General features: G+C 55.3%; 17 protein-coding genes and 1 riboswitch. Of the genes, 3 read left to right on the forward strand and 14 right to left on the reverse strand.

Annotated elements, in window-relative coordinates; all coding sequences use genetic code 11:
- Window positions 1–7: 7 nt before the first annotated feature.
- From ACFPQ4_RS16920 to ACFPQ4_RS16935, 4 genes are all read right to left on the reverse strand, one after another.
- The gene (locus ACFPQ4_RS16920; RefSeq protein ID WP_378113045.1) at window positions 8–808 is read right to left on the reverse strand and encodes an ABC transporter permease; all 801 of its coding nucleotides are present in this window, start codon (window positions 806–808) and stop codon (window positions 8–10) included.
- 157 nt (window positions 809–965) lie between these two features.
- Window positions 966–2,084, reverse strand: coding sequence for a hypothetical protein (locus ACFPQ4_RS16925; protein ID WP_378113046.1), 1,119 nt, complete (start codon window positions 2,082–2,084; stop codon window positions 966–968).
- Window positions 2,085–2,500: 416 nt separating this feature from the next.
- Window positions 2,501–3,601, reverse strand: coding sequence for a redox-regulated ATPase YchF (gene ychF / locus ACFPQ4_RS16930; RefSeq protein ID WP_378113047.1), 1,101 nt, complete (start codon window positions 3,599–3,601; stop codon window positions 2,501–2,503).
- A 125-nt stretch (window positions 3,602–3,726) separates the two neighbouring features.
- The gene (locus ACFPQ4_RS16935; protein ID WP_378113048.1) at window positions 3,727–4,596 is read right to left on the reverse strand and encodes a DUF6612 family protein; all 870 of its coding nucleotides are present in this window, start codon (window positions 4,594–4,596) and stop codon (window positions 3,727–3,729) included.
- A 76-nt stretch (window positions 4,597–4,672) separates the two neighbouring features.
- Here ACFPQ4_RS16935 and ACFPQ4_RS16940 point away from each other — a divergent pair, with 76 nt between their 5' ends.
- Window positions 4,673–4,816 (forward strand): hypothetical protein, encoded by a 144-nt coding sequence (locus ACFPQ4_RS16940; RefSeq protein WP_378113049.1) that lies wholly within the window; start codon window positions 4,673–4,675, stop codon window positions 4,814–4,816.
- 150 nt (window positions 4,817–4,966) lie between these two features.
- Here ACFPQ4_RS16940 and ACFPQ4_RS16945 read toward each other — a convergent pair whose 3' ends face one another.
- Entirely contained in the window at window positions 4,967–6,268 is a 1,302-nt protein-coding gene (locus tag ACFPQ4_RS16945; protein ID WP_378113050.1) for a molybdopterin-dependent oxidoreductase, read from the reverse strand.
- A 181-nt stretch (window positions 6,269–6,449) separates the two neighbouring features.
- On the opposite strand from ACFPQ4_RS16945, the gene ACFPQ4_RS16950 reads away from it, so the two are divergent.
- Window positions 6,450–7,163, forward strand: a complete 714-nt coding sequence (locus ACFPQ4_RS16950) for a hypothetical protein (protein WP_378113051.1) — start codon at window positions 6,450–6,452, stop codon at window positions 7,161–7,163.
- Window positions 7,164–7,229: 66 nt separating this feature from the next.
- Here the strand turns inward: ACFPQ4_RS16950 and ACFPQ4_RS16955 are convergent, their stop codons facing one another.
- From ACFPQ4_RS16955 to ACFPQ4_RS16975, 5 genes are all read right to left on the reverse strand, one after another.
- Window positions 7,230–9,248: a YhgE/Pip domain-containing protein gene (locus ACFPQ4_RS16955; protein WP_378113052.1), complete on the reverse strand. Its 2,019-nt coding sequence runs from the start codon at window positions 9,246–9,248 to the stop codon at window positions 7,230–7,232.
- Window positions 9,249–9,375: 127 nt separating this feature from the next.
- Window positions 9,376–9,951 carry a TetR/AcrR family transcriptional regulator gene (locus ACFPQ4_RS16960; protein WP_378113053.1) on the reverse strand — a complete coding sequence of 192 codons (576 nt, stop codon included), beginning with the start codon at window positions 9,949–9,951 and terminating at the stop codon, window positions 9,376–9,378.
- A 187-nt stretch (window positions 9,952–10,138) separates the two neighbouring features.
- A complete protein-coding gene (gene trxA, locus ACFPQ4_RS16965) occupies window positions 10,139–10,450 on the reverse strand; it encodes a thioredoxin (protein WP_378113054.1) in 312 nt (103 codons plus the stop codon).
- 102 nt (window positions 10,451–10,552) lie between these two features.
- Complete coding sequence (locus tag ACFPQ4_RS16970; protein ID WP_378113055.1) at window positions 10,553–10,978, reverse strand: RrF2 family transcriptional regulator; 426 nt, start codon at window positions 10,976–10,978, stop codon at window positions 10,553–10,555.
- A gap of 102 nt (window positions 10,979–11,080) precedes the next feature.
- Window positions 11,081–11,896, reverse strand: a complete 816-nt coding sequence (locus ACFPQ4_RS16975) for an aldo/keto reductase (protein WP_378113157.1) — start codon at window positions 11,894–11,896, stop codon at window positions 11,081–11,083.
- 149 nt (window positions 11,897–12,045) lie between these two features.
- On the opposite strand from ACFPQ4_RS16975, the gene ACFPQ4_RS16980 reads away from it, so the two are divergent.
- Entirely contained in the window at window positions 12,046–12,684 is a 639-nt protein-coding gene (locus ACFPQ4_RS16980) for a DsbA family oxidoreductase (protein WP_378113056.1), read from the forward strand.
- Window positions 12,685–12,959: 275 nt separating this feature from the next.
- Here ACFPQ4_RS16980 and ACFPQ4_RS16985 read toward each other — a convergent pair whose 3' ends face one another.
- From ACFPQ4_RS16985 to ACFPQ4_RS17000, 4 genes are all read right to left on the reverse strand, one after another.
- Window positions 12,960–14,396, reverse strand: a complete 1,437-nt coding sequence (locus ACFPQ4_RS16985; RefSeq protein WP_378113057.1) for an NAD(P)/FAD-dependent oxidoreductase — start codon at window positions 14,394–14,396, stop codon at window positions 12,960–12,962.
- A 76-nt stretch (window positions 14,397–14,472) separates the two neighbouring features.
- Window positions 14,473–14,572, reverse strand: a riboswitch (purine riboswitch).
- A 154-nt stretch (window positions 14,573–14,726) separates the two neighbouring features.
- Window positions 14,727–15,593 carry a transglutaminase family protein gene (locus tag ACFPQ4_RS16990; RefSeq protein ID WP_378113058.1) on the reverse strand — a complete coding sequence of 289 codons (867 nt, stop codon included), beginning with the start codon at window positions 15,591–15,593 and terminating at the stop codon, window positions 14,727–14,729.
- Window positions 15,590–16,543 carry an alpha-E domain-containing protein gene (locus ACFPQ4_RS16995; protein WP_378113059.1) on the reverse strand — a complete coding sequence of 318 codons (954 nt, stop codon included), beginning with the start codon at window positions 16,541–16,543 and terminating at the stop codon, window positions 15,590–15,592. Before ACFPQ4_RS16995 ends, ACFPQ4_RS16990 begins: the two co-directional genes overlap by 4 nt.
- Before the next feature lie 30 nt (window positions 16,544–16,573).
- Entirely contained in the window at window positions 16,574–18,025 is a 1,452-nt protein-coding gene (locus ACFPQ4_RS17000) for a circularly permuted type 2 ATP-grasp protein (protein WP_378113060.1), read from the reverse strand.
- Window positions 18,026–18,317 lie beyond the last annotated feature (292 nt).

Raw genomic sequence — 18,317 nt, forward strand, 5'->3', positions numbered from 1 at the left:
CCTAAGCTCACCCTCCCTGAACCATGACTTTGCCGCGGGCGTGCGTCCAAATCCAAGCGAGCAGCGCCCCGAGCAACGCGATCCACACTGCTTGCACGCCCATCGAGCGAACCGCTTCGCCGGGCTTCGTCATGCCTATGTAGATGCTGATCGGCAGCTGGTACGTATACTGGAACGGGAGCCACTCCGACACCCGCTGCAACCCCGCCGGGAAAAACCATAGCGGCACCATGCTGCCGGATAACACGCGAACTAAAGCGTCCTTCACCATTCCTAGATTGCCTAGCTCCGCCACCCAGAACGCCACAAGCCCGATCATGGCGCTCATGAGCCATAAAATCATAAAGCTTAGCAAGCAGCTGAGCGCGAACAGCCCTCCCGCGAGCGCATTGTCGGGCATCGGGAAGCCGAATAGCAGCGCGGCCATCAGGACAAGCGGGATCGCTTTGTTGACGAGCGAGCTGACCATGCTGCCCAAGTCTTCGGAGAAGTAGATGCCGAGCAGGTTGAGCGGACGCATAAGATCCATCGCGATATTGCCTTCCCGCACCTGCTGGTAGATCGTGTTCTGCACGCCGGTGCTGAACACTGCAGCCATCAATACGGATATGACGGTGTACGTAATCATGCCTTCCAATCCGACGACCGAAGCCCCGGAACCTAATGCATCGCTGCCATAAGCCGCTTTCCAGACGAAGACGGACGCCGCGAGCATGATAACGTCGCCGACCATCCCGATCCATACGTCGAAGCGGTAAGCAATGGCGGTCAATATTCGCATTTTGATCAAGTAACCGTAAGCTCTCATGGGGCTTCCCATCCTTGTTCGATTAGGAATAAATTAGGAATAAATTGGATTTACAATAACAGAAACATTCGTTCCCGTCACCTAAAATTTTTGCAAAGCATTACGCAAAATAAAAAGCCCGGGGCACCAGCCCCGAGCTCTTCGTTCTCTTATGCGATTATTTGCGAATGAAATAGCCTAGCAGCTGTTTCGTATCGGGATCGAAAGCCATAACGAGCGGTCCGATGAGCGCGTCGCGATCCGTCGTATAGGTGACCGTAACGATTTGACCGCCGGCTGCTTTCAGTTCCTCGAGCCGTTTCTTCTGCGCGTCCGTACCGCCGAATAGCGGCGCGCCATCCGCCGGGATAAACTCAACCTTGGCTTCTTCCTTCTTCGTCGTCAGATGAGGCTTCTCGCCCGCCGATATTAGCGCCCAGGCGATGTCTTGGAATTCTTTCACGGCTGCCGGAGCTAGAGATGGCGCAGCGTCAAGCAGTACGAGATAGTGCAACGGGCTTTGAGGAGGCAAGCTCTTCGTCATGGCCGGACCATAGTACGCGCGAACCTTCATGCCCGGTTTCAAGCTCTCCCATGTTACCGATTGCCCCTGCGCGTCGAGCAACGTCGTTTCCTTGCCTGCGTTCACGACGAGCGTAGTCGTCTCTACGCCGTTCTTCGTCTCGCCGAATTTGACTTGCCAGCCGTCGTCCGTGTGCTCGACTGCTTGGATCGTCGATTCCTTGATGAGCGAATCCGACCGTACGTTGATCGTAGCCGCATGGGACTGTCCGGGGAAGCTCATCGTCATGATCGGTCCGAACTCGGCGATGATCCGTTGACCGGCTTTAAGGTTTTTCGCGGCAAACGGCTTGCCGTCCGCGTCGGTAAGCACCGTGTCCTTATCCGCGAATAGAATGACCCAGCTTTGCGGCCCTTTGCCGAGCACTTCGATCCGATACTGACCGTCCTTCGTCTTCTGCACGTCGACGATGACTCCCATCGTACGCATGTATTCCACGGCTTCCTCCTCGGCGATTTCGTTCAGCTCGATTTCTTTGCCGTTATAGCTTACGTTATAGCCTAGCGCCGGAGCCGCATCGCGGACCGGCAAGTAAGCCTTGCCGTTAATGTATACGGGATGAAGAGACGTGTGCTCGCCGTTGATCGAGACGGATACGTCCTTTCGCAGCAAGCCGCTGACTTTATCCACCATGCCTCTGGCTCCTACCGCCGCGGTTGTTCCCATTAATCCTACGACCGCCGCCAATATGAGAATGACTTTCTTCTTGTTCATTGCTAGTTGCTCCCTTCACATTGCGCTAAATTATGCCGCCATCGATCGTTCTTGGCTGATGTTTCCACCTCCTCAGACGCGCTAGCCGCGTGGAAGGTTGCACGTCGGTGTTCATTTAGAATGGTCAAGGGGCAGGCTCGGGAGCGGACGGACACCAGGAACGTTATTTCGGCAAAAGGTTGAGTTATCGGTGTAGTCGCGGACACTAGAGGCGTTATTCGTCGGTTGCTCCTAACAAAAACGTCTTTTTCAGGCAAATAGCATCTCCCTTGTCCCTCGTCCCCGCACAAACCTATTATCGGCACAAAATAGCGTCCATACGGTCCGCGTCCTCCATCTAACCGTTACATTGGCGTCCGAAACAACAAAAAAAAGCCAAGCTGCGTCACCGCAAGCTTGGCTCTTACCGTTATCGATTATACGTTGAACAGGAAGTGCATGACGTCTCCGTCGGCAACGACGTACTCTTTGCCTTCGAGACGGGTAAGTCCTTTTTCCTTCGCGACTTTCATCGAGCCGGAGGTGATAAGATCTTCGTAACCGACGACTTCGGCGCGAATGAAGCCCCGTTCGAAGTCGGAGTGGATGACGCCCGCCGCTTGCGGCGCCTTCATGCCTTTGCGAATCGTCCACGCGCGGACTTCTTGGACGCCCGCGGTGAAGTAGGTGTATAGTCCGAGCAGCTTGTAGGAAGCGCGGATGAGACGGTCAAGGCCGGACTCGGTCAAGCCGAGCTCCTCGAAGAACATTTCCTTGTCTTCGCCTTCCAGCTCGGCGATCTCCGACTCTACCTTGGCGCTGATGTGAACGACTTCGGAGCCTTCGGCCGCAGCGAATTCGCGCACTCTTTGTACGTAAGGGTTGCCGTCAGCGTTAGCCGCGTCGCTCTCGCTGACGTTAGCCGCGTAAAGCACGGGCTTCATCGTAAGCAGGTGAAGATCGCGCACGAGCAGTCTTTCTTCCGCCGACAGCTCGACGCTTCTCGCCGGCTTCTCGGCATGAAGCGCCGCGTGAATGCGCTCGAGCACCTCGAGTTCTTGCGCGACTTTCTTGTCGCCGCCCTTGAGGCCTTTGCGCGTACGGTCCATGCGCTTGTCGACGGACTCGATGTCGGTCAAGATGAGCTCGAGGTTAATGACCTCGATATCGTTGATCGGGTCGATCTTGCCCGCCACGTGGGTAATGTTCTCGTCTTGGAAGCAGCGAACGACGTGAACGATCGCGTCTACCTCGCGGATGTTGGCGAGGAACTTGTTGCCCAGACCTTCGCCGCGGCTCGCGCCTTTGACGAGACCGGCAATATCCACGAATTCGTAAGCGGTAGGAACGATCTTGTTAGGATTGACGATATCCGCCAGCTTCTGAAGCCGCTCGTCCGGCACTTCCACGACGCCGACGTTCGGATCGATAGTACAGAACGGGTAGTTAGCGGATTCCGCGCCCGCTTGCGTTATTGCATTAAATAAGGTCGACTTCCCTACATTGGGCAGTCCGACGATTCCGCACGACAGTGCCATTACGTTAACACTCCTGACTTCTTGCGACCGCCGCGGCATTGCCGCCGATCGTCAAGCTGTTCAATTCTCACGCCATTATACAAGAACGGCGGCGTAACGTCCACAGATGTCGCATCCGCATGGCGTCATTGACCGTTTTTGAGATTTAAAGGGTCGTCCCCGAGCTGTTCGTCGATTTGGTCGGGATCGAGCGCGCCCTTCGCCGCCTCGGGCAAAGTAACCGCGGTCGACTTGTTGATCTCGCTGTAAGAGCCCGAGAGCGACATTTGCACGGTGGTCACCTTGCTAGTTTCTAGCTCCAATGATAATTCGCTCTCGATGGTATAGGACATCGGCCAATGGTTCGCGGCATCCAAAGTCAACGTAAGCTTCAGCTTGCTCACCTTCAGGCTATCTTGCGTGCGTTGGTCCATGTCGGACAGTCCCATCGTGCTTTTCAATAGCGTAACCGCATAGGCCTTGGCTTCCGTGCCGTTGCCTTCATAACGAACGATTTGCGTTCGGGCGTCTTTCTCCACCGATGCGAATTCGGCCAGCGTATCGATGTCCTGAATCGCTTGCCCCGGGTCCACTTGAAAATCGGATAGCGTTGCCGTGTTCTCCGCCGCGTTCGCGGGGGTCAGCTTGCTCCATTCCTCGTACTCCGGCAAATACATATAGTACCCTTCGGGCACGATGACCGTCCGTACGACGGACGTCTCGCCGTCGATCGTCGTGTTAATCGTCTGATCGAGCTTCAGCGGCTCGCGTTCGACCAAGCCCTGCATGTCCACTTTAATGTCTGCCGCAGTCTCCGCCGTACCGCTAAGCTTCTGATCGAGTTGCATCTCGAAGGCGTATTTCTTCATTTGCTTGGCCGCCGTCTGCGCTTCTGCAAGCGCCGAGGCAACGGGCGATTCGGCTTTATTCGCTTTGCCGCACGCCGAGAGCAAGATGACGAGAATAAGCGCGGCGACAAGCGGCCCTCGCCGTTGTTCCCTATCGAATCTACACATTCAGTCGTTTCCTCCTCATGGATAACGGGGTTCTGGGATGCGCACAATGACGGAAGGAAGGAGGCTATACTACAGCATGGAAAACAAATCCCACAAAGGCAATTACAAAGGCACGACGAACATGAAAGCACGCAATCAAGATATGGCATTCGTCAACGATACGTTGGAGCGGACGAAATCGGTTGCTCCGGTTCCGACGCCGCAAAAAGAAACAGACTAAGCCGCATACGGCCTAGTCTGTTTCTCTCGCGAGCACGCTCCGCGCGCGGCGCTCGGACGGCGTATATCGCCTCGAGCGTCACCCGCGGTGCCGTACAACCCACGACTATCCCGCCTCGTTAACATACCCCAAAGCAAGCGCTAATTCGCATCAAGCCTTGACCCACGCGTTGGTGTCGTAGCCTCTGTCTTCCCAATACCCGATTTGATCTTTGTCGATCAGTTCGATCCGATTAAGCCATTTGACCGATTTGTACGCGTACATCTTCGGCACGAGAAGCCGAACCGGTCCGCCGTAATCGCGATGGATCGGCCTGCCGTCATGCAGCAAGGCGACCAATACGTCGTCCATGTACGCTTGCTCAAGCGATAGCGTATCGGTGTATACGCCGTCTCCGGAATAAAATTTCACGAATTTCGCTTGCGATTGAAGCCCCGCTTGCTTAAGAAGCTCCGACAGCCGGATACCTTCCCACGTATTATCGTAGACGGACCAACCCGTCACGCAATGAAAATCGCTGACCTGCACCGTCCGGGCGATCGTCAAAAACTGCTCCCAGTTCCAAGTCGTCGGACGATCGACGAGTCCGTCCAGCGTAAACTTCCACGTCGCCGAATCGAAAGTCGGCAGCCGCGTTACCGTGTACATCTCGAAATAGCCTCTCGCCCCGCCTCCGACGACATTAACCGAATCGGGCAGCGGAGTCGGCTCCGGCAACATATTGTTCGCGTCCGGCATTACGTTGTCCGTAACGCCGGGAAGCCCTCCCTCGCCCGTTCCGAGCTCTCTCTGCAACCAGCGAAAGAAGGGCGGCGCGAACGTTACGGCGAGCGCGGCTCCGACCGATAACTTGATGAATTGCCTGCGGTTCATCCACGGCGCCGGAGAAGCAGGCACGGCGGCACCCTGATCCGCCCAGCCTCGGCCGCCCGGAATCTGAGCCGGTTGCTTCGCTTGCGGCTGAGTCGCAGCCACCGTTCCCGTCGTATTCACGGCCCTGCGTCCAGGTTGCTTCGCCCAGCGCAAGCGGGTTATCGAATGATACACGAGATAAGGAACGCCGAACCAAGTGAACAGATCATGGATGGCAAGAGCCGCATTCGCCCAAGCCGGCGAAAAATGCCGAAGTTGCCATAGCACGATGCCCGAGAGCAGCCAACCGACGAGCAGGGCGATTACGAGAGTAAGGTTGCCTTTTTGGCGGGGACGATTGCGAATTTGCTTTAAGTGCCGTTTCATCAAAGGAATGTAGAGGAGTAGAAAAATACCGGTTACGAGCCCCAGCGCGATGTGCAGCTGCTTGATCGGCTGCCGGGCATGGCCGTCCAGCCACCCGCGAACGGGTTCCCAGAAGAGCAGCACTCCCGTAATAGCCAGAATGACGACGATCCACGCGTTCCAACGGTGCAAATCCGCTAGCTGCTTGCCGAAACCCGGCTTTTTGCGGTCCATGCCATCGCCCCCTGAGGGATAAAAGTATACGTAAATTATAACATATACCCGAAACACGAGAAGCCTGAAGCCATGCGGATTGTCGGGTTTCACAAAAAAATTTTCCGGCCCGTTTTTCACCGGAACATCTTGGCTTAATCTGCGTCTAACTGAGTACATAAACGCAAGGAGGTAATGAATAATGCGCAGAATGGCACCGCTATTGATCGCGGCACTTCTCGCGCTCTTCTTGGCTGGCTGCGGCTCGTCTTCCAACGACACCACGAATGCGACGAATACGATTACGGAGACATCGACACCTTCCTCCGAGCCGTCCGAACAGACAGCTACCAATAGCAGCGAACCGTCCACGATTCCCGCGGACAACGACGATACGGAACAAACCGCAAGCCTCTCCGAGGAGTCTCTGAAAGATGCCGCGACGAACATTATCGAGCTCATTCGCGACCGGGACCTCGGATCGTTGGCCGATTGGATCGATCCCGAGCAAGGACTGAGATTTTCCCCGTATGCGCACATCGACACGAACGAGAGCCAATTGTTCCAAGCCGGGGAGCTTCCCGACTTCAAAGATACGACGAAGCTGACGTGGGGCACCTCCGACGGCAGCGGTGAACCGATCTCGCTTACGTTCCGCGAGTACTACGAGAAGTTCGTATACAACCAAGATTTTGCGGAAGCGCCTAACGTAAGCGTCAATAAGCTCATGGGCAAAGGGAATGTCGCGTTCAACGGAACGGAGACGTATCCCGGCGCTTCATACGTCGAATTCTACTTCCCGGGATTCGATAAGGCCGCCGACGGCATGGATTGGCAGAGCCTCGTGCTCGTATTCGTTCCTTCCGGAGAAGAGTGGAAGCTCGTCTCCATCGTCCACGGCCAGTGGACGATCTAAGCCCTTTGTAAACGACGAAAGCCTCTTCCGATCCGAGCTGGATGCTCGGACGGAAGAGGCTTTTTATTAGGCCGCGGCTGCGGCCGTCGATTGCTGTTTGCGGTACGACAGGAAGAAGTAGGCGAACGACAGCGCCGCGAATATCGCGAGGATGCCGAGAAGCACGCTTGCGTTGCTCCACATTTCCGCGATATCGCCGCTTGTAATGACTGATTTAAAGCCGGCGATCGAGTAGGTCATCGGCAGCCATCCGCTGATGTTCTGCAACCAGCCCGGAATCATCTCTAACGGGAACGTGCCGCCCGAGCTCGTAAGCTGGAAGATCAGAAGCATGATAGCCAGGAACCGACCGGGATTGCCCATCATGGAGACGAGCAATAATATGATGCTCATGAACGTTAAGCTAGTTAGGATGCTGAACAATAAGAACAATGGGATGCTTTGCACTTTCAGCCCGATGCCATAGAGCAAGACCACGTCCGCGATAAGCGCCTGCAGCGTGCCGATCAGCGCCAGCGTCATCGCTTTGCCGGAGAACCAACTCCATGCGCTTCTAGGCGCGGCCGCCGGTTCTTTCACCGCATAGACGACCGTCAGCAACAGCGCGCCTACGAACAAGCCGAGCGACAAGAAGTAAGGCGCGAAGCCCGTGCCGTAGTTGGCGACCTCCGTCGTCTTGACGACGTTAAGATCGACAGGGTCGGCGAACATATTAGCTAGGTTATCTTCATTCGCATCGCCTAGGCCGGAAGTCTGCTGCGCCGCGTCGCTCAATTTGCCGGACAGCTGCTCCGTGCCGTCGGCCAGCTTCACCAGTCCGTTTGCCATGTCGGATGCGCCTTGGTCCAGCTTCTCCGAGCCGCTTGAGATAGCACCGAACCGTTGGGACAATTCCGCGAGCCCGTCTTTTATTTGCGTCGTGCCTGCAACCAATTGATCGGTTCCTGCGGCAAGCTTATGCCCGCCTTCCGCAGCCTCGCCCAGCTTGTCGCCGAACGTCGCCAATCCGCCGGCCAATTGATGCGCCCCGGCGCTCAACGTATCGGCGCCGTCCGCGAGCTTCGCTTGGCCCGAATAGGCGTCCGCGGCGCCGGTAGCCAACTGTTCGCTAGCCGCAAGCAATTGCTTAAAGCCAGGATCTTCCGCTAGTTCAGGCTTCGCCTGGGCTAGCTGCGCCAATCCGGCAGCTAGAGCCTTCGCGCCTGACTGAAGCTTAGCCGAGCCTGCGGCGGATGCACCTAGTCCGTCCGCAAGCGACTTCGCGCCGCTGTCGACGGTGCTTGCGCCCTGCGACAATTGATCGTTCGCGTCGTCCAATTGCTTTAAGCCGCTTGCCAATGCGACGCTTCCTTGTTGCAGGTTCGACGCGCCCGTATCCAACGAACCGGAACCCGCGACAAGCTTATCGATGCCTTGCTGCATCGTCACCGAACCCGTCGCGAGCTTGTGCAGGTTCTCCTGAATGAGCGCTGCGCCGTTCTTGGCGTCCGACGCGCCGGCGGCAAGCTCGCCTGCTCCTGAGCTTGCTTGGTTCAAACCGTCGGCGAGCGCGGTCATCTGTTCCATGACCGTATGCGCGTACGTTTTCGTTATCTCTTGGCTTAACTGCGTCTTCATCCGTTCGACGGCGTTGTTCCCGATCTGCGAGGCGAGAAAATTGCTGCCTTCGTTTTTCAAGAACACGATTTGAGCCGGCGTCGGTTCGCTTGAGGCCAACGTCGCCGTCTTCGCCGAGAAATCGGCCGGAATTTCGATCGCCATGTAATATTCGTGATCGTCGAGCCCTTCCGTCGCTTCATTCCGATCGACGAAATGCCACTCGAAGCTCGCGTTATCTTTCAGCTCGTTCGTGAAGTCTTGCCCGATATGAATCGCTTTGCCTTCCGACACCGTTCCAGCGTCCGAGTTCACCACGGCGACGGGAAGCTTATCCATTTTGCCGTACGGGTCCCAGAAAGCCCCGAGAAACATCCCGCTGTACATGACGGGGATCATAAGCACCGCCACGACCGGGATGAGCGTCTTCGGATTGCGAACGATCGACGCTACCTCCTGGGTAAATTGTTTGAATCCTTTCATTTTCATGCCGCATCTCTCCTGACTGACTAATTTGTTCATTTGGTCAATATAGGGGGTAGAAAAACGGTACGCCCCCACCTTGCAGCCGTTAGGCCAGGCGGATACTACCGTTCGTTATTTTCAATCCAACGTATTATTTGACCGCAATACCCTCCATCAAATAAAGCCGGAACATCCCCGTAATCTGCTCTTTATCCAGGGGCTCGTTCGATTTCTGCCACTCGGTGGCAAGAGCCAGGTACAGCTTCAGCAACACGAACGCCGTCAACGCCGGATCGCATGGCTTGAGCTCGCCCTTCTCGATAGCGGTCTGGATCTTGGCTTGAATGTAGGCCAGCAACGCGCGCTCGATCTTATCCAGCCCCTCGATCGCTTTCGGCGTGCCCATATCCCGAACTTCATGCGCTATCTTCAATGCCAGTTGATGCTTCTCCCGATAGTCGAGCAAACGATACAAGATCCGGCTCAAATTATCGAAGAACGGCAGCGACGCATCGTACGCTTCGTCGGCCACCAGCTTCATGTCCCGAATGAGCGTGTTCATGATCTCGTCGAACAACTCTTCCTTAGTCGCGAAAAAAGTATATATCGTGCCTTTGCCGACGTTGGCGAGCTTAGCGACCTGATCCATCGTCGTCGCCTTGTATCCATACAACGCGAAAGATTGCGAAGCTGCGTCCACGATTAACTTACGACGATCGACCGACATGCGCATAAGCCCCTTTCGTTTGAGACTGACTAAAAATCAATTTCGGTCAATTGGTCATGAACTCATCTTACCATCGTTACTATCGGTTTGCAACATCCTCGCTTATTCCAATCCGCACAAACAAAAAACTGCCGCGAAATCGCGACAGTTCCCTGTTCGAATCTATTCCGCTTAAATCCCGCCGGGATTAAGCCAGGCCTTGGATTTTCGCTTGCAGCGCGGCTTTGGATTGAAGACCGACAAGCTTGTCGACCGGTTGGCCGTCTTTGAACAGGATCAGCGTAGGGATGCTCATTACGCCGAATTGGCTAGCGAGTTCCGGCTCTTCGTCAACGTTCACTTTCGCGATCGTCGCCGTGCCTTGAAGCTCGGTGGACAGCTCCTCTACGATCGGAAGCTGCATTTTGCAAGGTCCGCACCAAGGTGCCCAGAAATCAAGAAGGGAAACGCCTTGAGATACGGTGTCTTTGAAGTTGTCTTTCGTCACGACTACTGCCATGGTTATCTCTCCTTATCGTTATATCGAAATGTATTAAAGCCTATGATGATCGGGCAATCGTGCGAACCCTTACCCGCTGCACCCGACTGCGGTAACGCTAGCCTAAGCTTTCGCTCTGGCTTCGATCCGGGATAACATCTGCGCGATCGTGATCGACTCGAGATACGACGCAAGCACTTGATCCGCTCCGCAAAATACGGCGTCCATGACGTCCCGCATGTTGGAGCCGACGACGCACTCCATCTCCGGGTTGCCGCTGCACCAGCTTGGCGCGAGCGAACCTGCCGCGAGCGCGCGGTACACGCTTGCCAGCGTTACGTCGGCGGGCTTAGCGACTAACTTGTAGCCTCCGCCCGATCCTTCGCGCGTATCCACGAAGCCATGCTTCCGCAGACAACTCATCACTTTGCGAACCCTTACCGGGTTCGTGCAGACGTTACTGGCGATCTCTTCGCTAGAAGCCATCCCGTCGGGACGATGGGCCAGCAGCACAAGGCCGTGGACAGCAATCGTAAATTCACTGTTCATGCAGCGTGCTTCGCCTCCCTGTCGTTACTGTAATGATATCAGTTACAGTTGGAGCTGTCAAGCACACGGGATGCCCTATCTTAGTATGCCCGAGGGCAACGCCTAGAAATCAATATGGTCCGGGTCCGCGCCGAATCTGCGGTTTTCGTTCAAAGCATCGATGCGCACGATATCCTCCGGCTCGAGCGCAAAATCGTACAAGCTCGCGTTCTCGCGAATGCGCTCAGGCCGCACCGACTTCGGTATCGTTACGATGCCAAGCTGCAGCTGCCAACGCAGCGCGATCTGCGCCGGGGTTTTGCCGTACTTCTTCGCCAGCTCGGCGAGAAGCAGCACGTCCAGATTGCCATTCATGAGCGGACGCCACGATTCCAACTGGATGCCTTCCTTGCGGCAAAATGCCAGAAGCTTCTTCTGCGTCAGCAGAGGATGCAGCTCCACCTGATTCACCATCGGCTTAATGCGGCAAACGTTCATCAGATCCTCCAAGTGGTGAATCTGGAAGTTGCTTACGCCGATCGCCTTGATTTTGCCTTGCACATACAAGTCCTCGATCGCGCGGTACGTTTCTTTGTACTTGTCCACGACAGGCCAATGGACGAGAAACAAGTCCACGTAATCCATCTCGAGTTGACGCAGGCTATTGTGGAATGACGCGATCGTCGATTCATAGCCTTGCTCGCTGTTCCACACTTTCGTCGTAACGAACACTTCTTCGCGGGGAATGCCGGACGAACGAATCGCTTGTCCGACGCTCTTCTCGTTCTTATATAGAGACGCGGTGTCGATGCTGCGATACCCGGCTTCAAGCGCAGCGAGCACCGCGCGTTCCGTCTCCTCGCCTGCTTCGGCGCGCCACACGCCAAGGCCGAGCTGCGGCATCGTTACTCCGTTCAGCAGCTCGACCATAGAATCCATCGCCAATTTCAAGCGGACATCCTCCTCTATTGCGGTTACAGGTCATTTTTTCCTCTATTCTATCATCTGTAAACCCCGTTCGCACATTGATCAATGCTCGGATGTCTGCCATACTAAGAGGACAACAGTTCGTTTAAGAGGTGATCGCGATGAAAATCGATATTTATTCCGACATGGTGTGCCCTTGGTGCCGCATCGGCAAAAAGAATATGAACGACGCCATCGAAGCTTGGCAGAACGCGACCGGCGAGACGATTACGGTCAACTACCACGCGTTCCAGCTCGATGCGACCCTTCCTCCGGAAGGCTTGCCGTACAACAGCGTCATGGAAAAGAAATTCGGCGGAGCCGAGCAGATGCGTCCGATGATCCAACGCGTGACGGATGCGGGCGCCGCGGTCGGCGTTACTTTCAAGTTCGACCAAGTATCTCGTATGCCTAACACGGTGCTGGCGCATCGGATTACGTCACTTCTCGAAGAAGCCGGTCAAGCACACTGGGTGGATGCCGTCATGAAAGCTTATTTCGAAGACGGCAAAGACATCGCCCAACTGGACGTGTTGCTCGAGCTCGCGCGGGAAGAACTCGGAGTCGATACGGCCGAACTTAAGAAGCTGCTCGATGAGGGCGAAGGCAACAAAGCGGTTATGCAGGATCAGCAAAGCGCGCAAAACATCGGGATCAGCGGCGTGCCGTTCTTCATCTTGGACGGCAAATACGCATTGTCCGGCGCCTATCCGGCGAAGCAGTTCCTTGAAGCGTTCCAGAAGATCGCGCAGAAGGACTAAATCTTAACTGCAACAAAGCGCCGTCCCTCGGGACGGCGCTTTGCTTTTTTCGCTTGAAGGAGGACAGAGATGGCGCTATTCATCGAGATCAACGCCAAATCATAGCGGCGGCGGACACCACTGGCTCTAATCGTCGTTAATCTCGCGCAACTATCGCTGTTGCCACCCAATAAAGCCACTAGTGTCCGCTTACCCGCCCGTAATCGATTAATCCGGCCAAATAACGTCTCTACGGTCCGCTAACTTTGGCGCGATGGATGTTCAGCGCCATTTACTTACGTCCCGCGCTTGTCCGCGATCGCGCGAGCGATCCAAATGCCGGCGGCGCCCGCTTGTGCCAGACCGCGCGTAACGCCTGCGCCGTCGCCGCCGCAATAGAGCCCCGCGATCTCGGTCTCCAGCGTCTCGCTAAGCTTCGGCCTAGCCGAGTAAAACTTCGCTTCCACACCGTAGAACAAAGTGTGCTCGGAAGCTATGCCCGGCGTCACCTTGTCGAGCGCTTCGACCATCTCGATCAAGCTCTTCATCGTGTTGTACGGAAGCACGAGTCCGAGATCTCCCGGTACTGCTTCGCTCAAGGTCGGCTCAATGAAGCCCTCCTTGATCCGGCCTTCCGTCGATCTGCGACCGCGCATAATATCCCCGAACTTCTGCACGATTACGCCGCCGTTGGAGAGATCGTTCGCCCGCTTGCAAATTTCGCGCGCGTATTCGTTCGGCTTGTCGAACGGATCGGTGAACTTGTGCGAGACGAGCAACGCGAAGTTCGTGTTCGACGAGCCTAGCGCCGGATCCTTGAACGCATGGCCGTTCGCCGCCATTACCCCGCTATGGTTCTCGACGACGACGTGTCCGGACGGATTGCTGCAGAATGTGCGAACCCGGGTGCCGACCGACGTGTTGTATACGAATTTGCCCTCGTACAAATGCTCGTTGATTTCCCGCATGACGACGTCCGATGTCTCCACTCTTACGCCGACGTCGACCTGGTTGTTCACCATGCGCAGACGGCGTTTCTTGAGTACTTCGGTAAGCCACGCCGACCCGTCGCGACCCGGCGAGACGACGACTTGATCCGCCTCGATCTCCTCTCCGCCCTTGAGCAAGATGCCCCGCACGCGATGCGCTCCGTCCGCTTTGTCCGTCAGCAAGTCCGCGACTTCCGTCTTGAACCGCATCTCGATTCGGCTATCGAGGTAATCGGAGATGGACTTCATAATTTCCAAGTTCTGCTCCGTGCCCAGATGCCGTACCTGAGCGCGCAATAGCTTCAAGCCGGCGGCGAAGCCCCGATGCTCGATGCTTTTGACGACGTCTGTCGTCGGATCGGTGATGTTCAGCGTCGCGCCGTGCTCAATGTTGATGTCGTCTACGTATTTAATAAGACCGAGCACTTGCGACGGCGCCAAATAATCCGTTAACCAGCCGCCGAACTCCGTCGTAATGTTAAATTTCCCGTCGCTGTACGCGCCCGCGCCACCGAAGCCGGCCGTAATCGAACAAGCGGGCAAGCAACCGGCGAAGTCTTTTTTGCCTGCCGGCGGCGGGCAGAGCTCGATTTTATTTTCTAGAATTGGGCAATGTCTGCGTCGAATATCGTGCCCCTTATCTACGAGCAGCACCTTAAGCCCCGGCGCCTTTCTCGTTAGCTCGTAACAGGTGAATATACCCGCCGGACCCGCTCCGACCACGATAACATCATACGTTTTCATTCGGCTGTCTCCTCCTTATGTGCCCTTGCCGCCGTCCGAATACGGACACAAAAAAATCCCTGACCGGCGAAGGGTGTGGTTATCCCACATCCTTCGTAGTCAGGAATTTGCGGTTCCCGGTAGAGACCCCCAGCCCATATTGCCGAGGATATACGAATGGACGATATACGCATGGATTATCGGCAACCGATTCTCGGTCGCCCCTACGTAGATTATCGCACCCATCCGTACATGTCAATATGCTAATGCATAATCGTTCGTCATTTTATTGATAAAATCCACACATTACACGATATGAATCAATTATTAGTTCTATTTCCGAACATTCCGTCAACCTGTCTCCGCTAGCCGAACATCGACCGACACTTGAAGCGATTGGTCTCCCGTTCCGCGATAAATGCCTTTCACGGGCACGATATCCTTATAATCCCGGCCATGCCCCAGCTTCACGTATCGCCAATCGATCAAGTTGTTGTTCGTCGGATCAATGCCCTGCCAACCTACGCCGGGTATGTACACTTCCACCCAAGCGTGAGAAGCTTGCTCGAAATCCGCATTCCGTCCCTGAAGGTCGCCCACGAAATGATATCCGCTGACATAGCGCGCAGGTACGCCTCTTAGCCTGCAGATCGAGATGAGCAGATGAGCGAAATCCTGGCATACGCCCGTTCCGATTCCGATAAGCTCGTCCGCCGTCGTATGCACGCCGGTCGATAAAGGCTTGTACTCAAAATCTCCGAATATCGAGCCCGCGGCATTCCTTACAAAGCCGAAGACGCCCGACTCCTCGCCGCGAATGTGCGCCGCGTATTCCTCGACCTTCGGATGGAACGTCGAGAAGGAAGTCGGTAGCAAGTATTCTGCGTAGCGATCGATGAATTCGACGCTTCGCAACCTTTTCCAAGATTCCTCCGGCCCCCATGCCGCTTCCCAGACCACGTCCCGATCACGCGTCACGACGGTGGAATAAGACGTAATGACAAGCTCCCGATGCGGAAAATTCGCCGTGAACGAATGCACCCGATTGCCGAAAAAGTCTTCATACGATAGCAGCTGCACGTTCGGATCGATCGCCAGCCGATGCTGGTAGCATGCCTGGCGTTCATCGGTCCGAGGGGTAAGGCGAATCTCATTGACACTGTCCGACACTGCCGAGGCGTATCGGTACTTGGTAACATGGCATATTTCCAGCTTCATGCGATAACCTCCCGTCCCGGGGAAAAAAAGTATTTAGCTATAGAATCTCCGAGCTGCCTGCTCGTAGCCATAAGCTGCTGCAACACGTCGCCGAGCGAATCCAAATGGATCTCGTTGCGGTCGATCCAACCGAGCTCGGACCTGGCTTTGCCCGCCATGCGAATGACGCGTTCCAGCGCGGAGCCCGACGTGTCCGTCTGTCCGCGCATCGCCTTCAGATGCTGTTCGAACGAGGTGACGGCGAATTGAACGGAGCGCGGAAACTTCTCCTGCAGCAACAGGAATCGCGCTACCCCCTCCATGCAAAACTCTTCTTGATCGAGCTTACGGAATGCCTCGTACCCTCCCGCGGATTTAAGCACCGCGAGCGTGAACGCATACGAAGCTTTGTTTTGCTCGGGAACTTTCTGCGATACGGATTGCAACAGCCGCAACACGTTCTCCGAACGCTCCAAATACCGGCCGCATTCCATCATGTGCCACGATTCGTCGCGCAACGTAATAGACACCGCGGTGCCTTGGAAAGCCGAAAGCCCTTCTTTGACGCGCTGAAAAAAGCGGTGCGGCGATTGCTGGATGACCTCGTCCACATGGACGCCTTTGAGCCATAAGTAGAAGCCGTTCATAAGGTTCCACAGCTCGGTTGGCAGCTGCTCGCGTATTTTTTTCAAATTTTCGCGCGCCTGAATAACGCAAGTCAGGAGGGAATTCGCCTGCGTCGGATCCAGCGTAAGGAAATGCAACACGTCTCTTTCCTCGTAATTGCTATACCGTTCCTCATAGCTTGCGCTATCGCCGAGCGTGCTCGCGATTCTCCGCCATACCGATTCGTCTTCCCCCGTGCTGTCTTCGCGCAAGTGATAATACACATCGAGCAACCTTACGTGATTTTCCGCCCGTTCCGTATATCTACCGATCCAAAATAACGATTCCGCGATTCGATCCAGCATGGGTGGCACCCCTTCCTAAAATTCGCTTTATTAATCGGATATTACCCACGTGTCCTTGCACCCGCCGCCTTGCGAGGAGTTAACGACAAGCGAGTTTTCCTCCATCGCCACGCGCGTCAATCCGCCCGGCAGCACGTGAACCTGATTGCCGTCGGCCAGCGCGAAAACGCGAAGGTCGATATGGCGATGAACCATTTTTCCTTCAAGACTAATCGGCGCGGTGGATAGCTGAATAGTCGGTTGGGCAATGTAATTGTCGGGATTAGCGCGGATTTTCTCCGCGAACATCGCGCGTTCCGGTTCCGTGGACGCCGGCCCGATCAGCATGCCGTAACCGCCGGAGAGCGAAGTTTCCTTCACGACCATCTCGTCTAGCCGTTCGAGCACGTGTTCCCGCTCGTCCGGGCGACTCATCAGGTAGGTCGGAACGTTGTTCAAGATCGGACGTTCGTTCAAGTAATACCGGATCATCTCCGGTACGAACGTGTAGATCGCCTTATCGTCCGCCACTCCCGTTCCGGGCGCGTTCGCGATGGCGATGTTTCCGAACCGGTACGCGTTCATGAGCCCGGCGACGCCGAGCAGCGAGTCCGGACGGAACGTCAACGGATCGAGGAAATCGTCGTCGATGCGGCGGTATAGGACATCTACTTTTTTGTACCCGTTTAATTTACGTATATAGATTTTGTTGTCCCGGCATACCAAATCTCGCCCTTCTACGAGCTCGAGGCCAAGCTGTTGCGCCAAGAACGTATGCTCGAAATAAGCCGAATTATAGCTACCCGGCGTGAGCAGGGCGATTACCGGCTCGCTCTTATCGGTCAGCGCGAGATTGCGAAGGGATGCCCGGAAGTCGTGAAGCGTCTGCTCGATGCCGCGGACGGCGTACGAGAAATATAGCTCGGGAAAATCGTGTTGCATGATCGAGCGGCTTTTGAACACGTAAGAGAACCCCGACGGGGAACGCAAATTGTCCTCCAGCACGAAATAGTCGCCCTTCTCGTCCCGGATCAGATCGATACCCGCAGTCGTAACGTATGTACCGCCGGGAACCGGCAGCCTCATCATTTCCGTCCGGAAATAGCGGTTGGCCATAACCATCCGCCGCGGCACGAGTCCGTCCTTCAGGATGCATTGCTCATGATAAATATCCGCCAGGAAAGCGTTCATCGCGCGGACGCGTTGACGCGTACCTTGCTCGATAACGCTCCATTCGCGGGACGGGATAATGCGCGGGACGAGATCGAACGGGATCGTCCGCTCTAAGGAATCTTTGTCTCCGCCCGAAAGCGTGAACGTAATCCCTTCTTCCAGCAACCGGCCGTTCATCTGATGCTGACGCATGATTCGTTCTTCGACCGACATGCGGGTTAGCGTTTGGTGAACTTTGCCATAGTGTCCGCGCACCTGAGACCCGTCGTACATCTCATTGAAGAAACGGGAGGAAGGCGATGTAATATAAGCTTCGTTGGTCATCCCCATACGGAACGACTCCCTCCATTTATTGGGTTTTACTGTAATGATATGCCCCACATAGGGTGATGTCAATAATAATGACATAGTATTGCCCTAATCCGCTCAATATATAACATTAAATTAACATTTAATATCGTTAAACTTGCACTATTCCGCGAGTCGTTTGTATTTTTTGCTTATCGTAATGGTCGGCACGGTATGATACAATACACTTGCAGCTTATTTTGCGTGAGTGCGAGGAAAGGGTGATTGTCACCCATGAACGGGTATAACTTATTTATATGTAAACATGTCATAA

It is taken from the genome of Cohnella yongneupensis (assembly GCF_042655785.1).
Classification (GTDB): Bacteria; Bacillota; Bacilli; order Paenibacillales; family Paenibacillaceae; genus Cohnella; species Cohnella yongneupensis.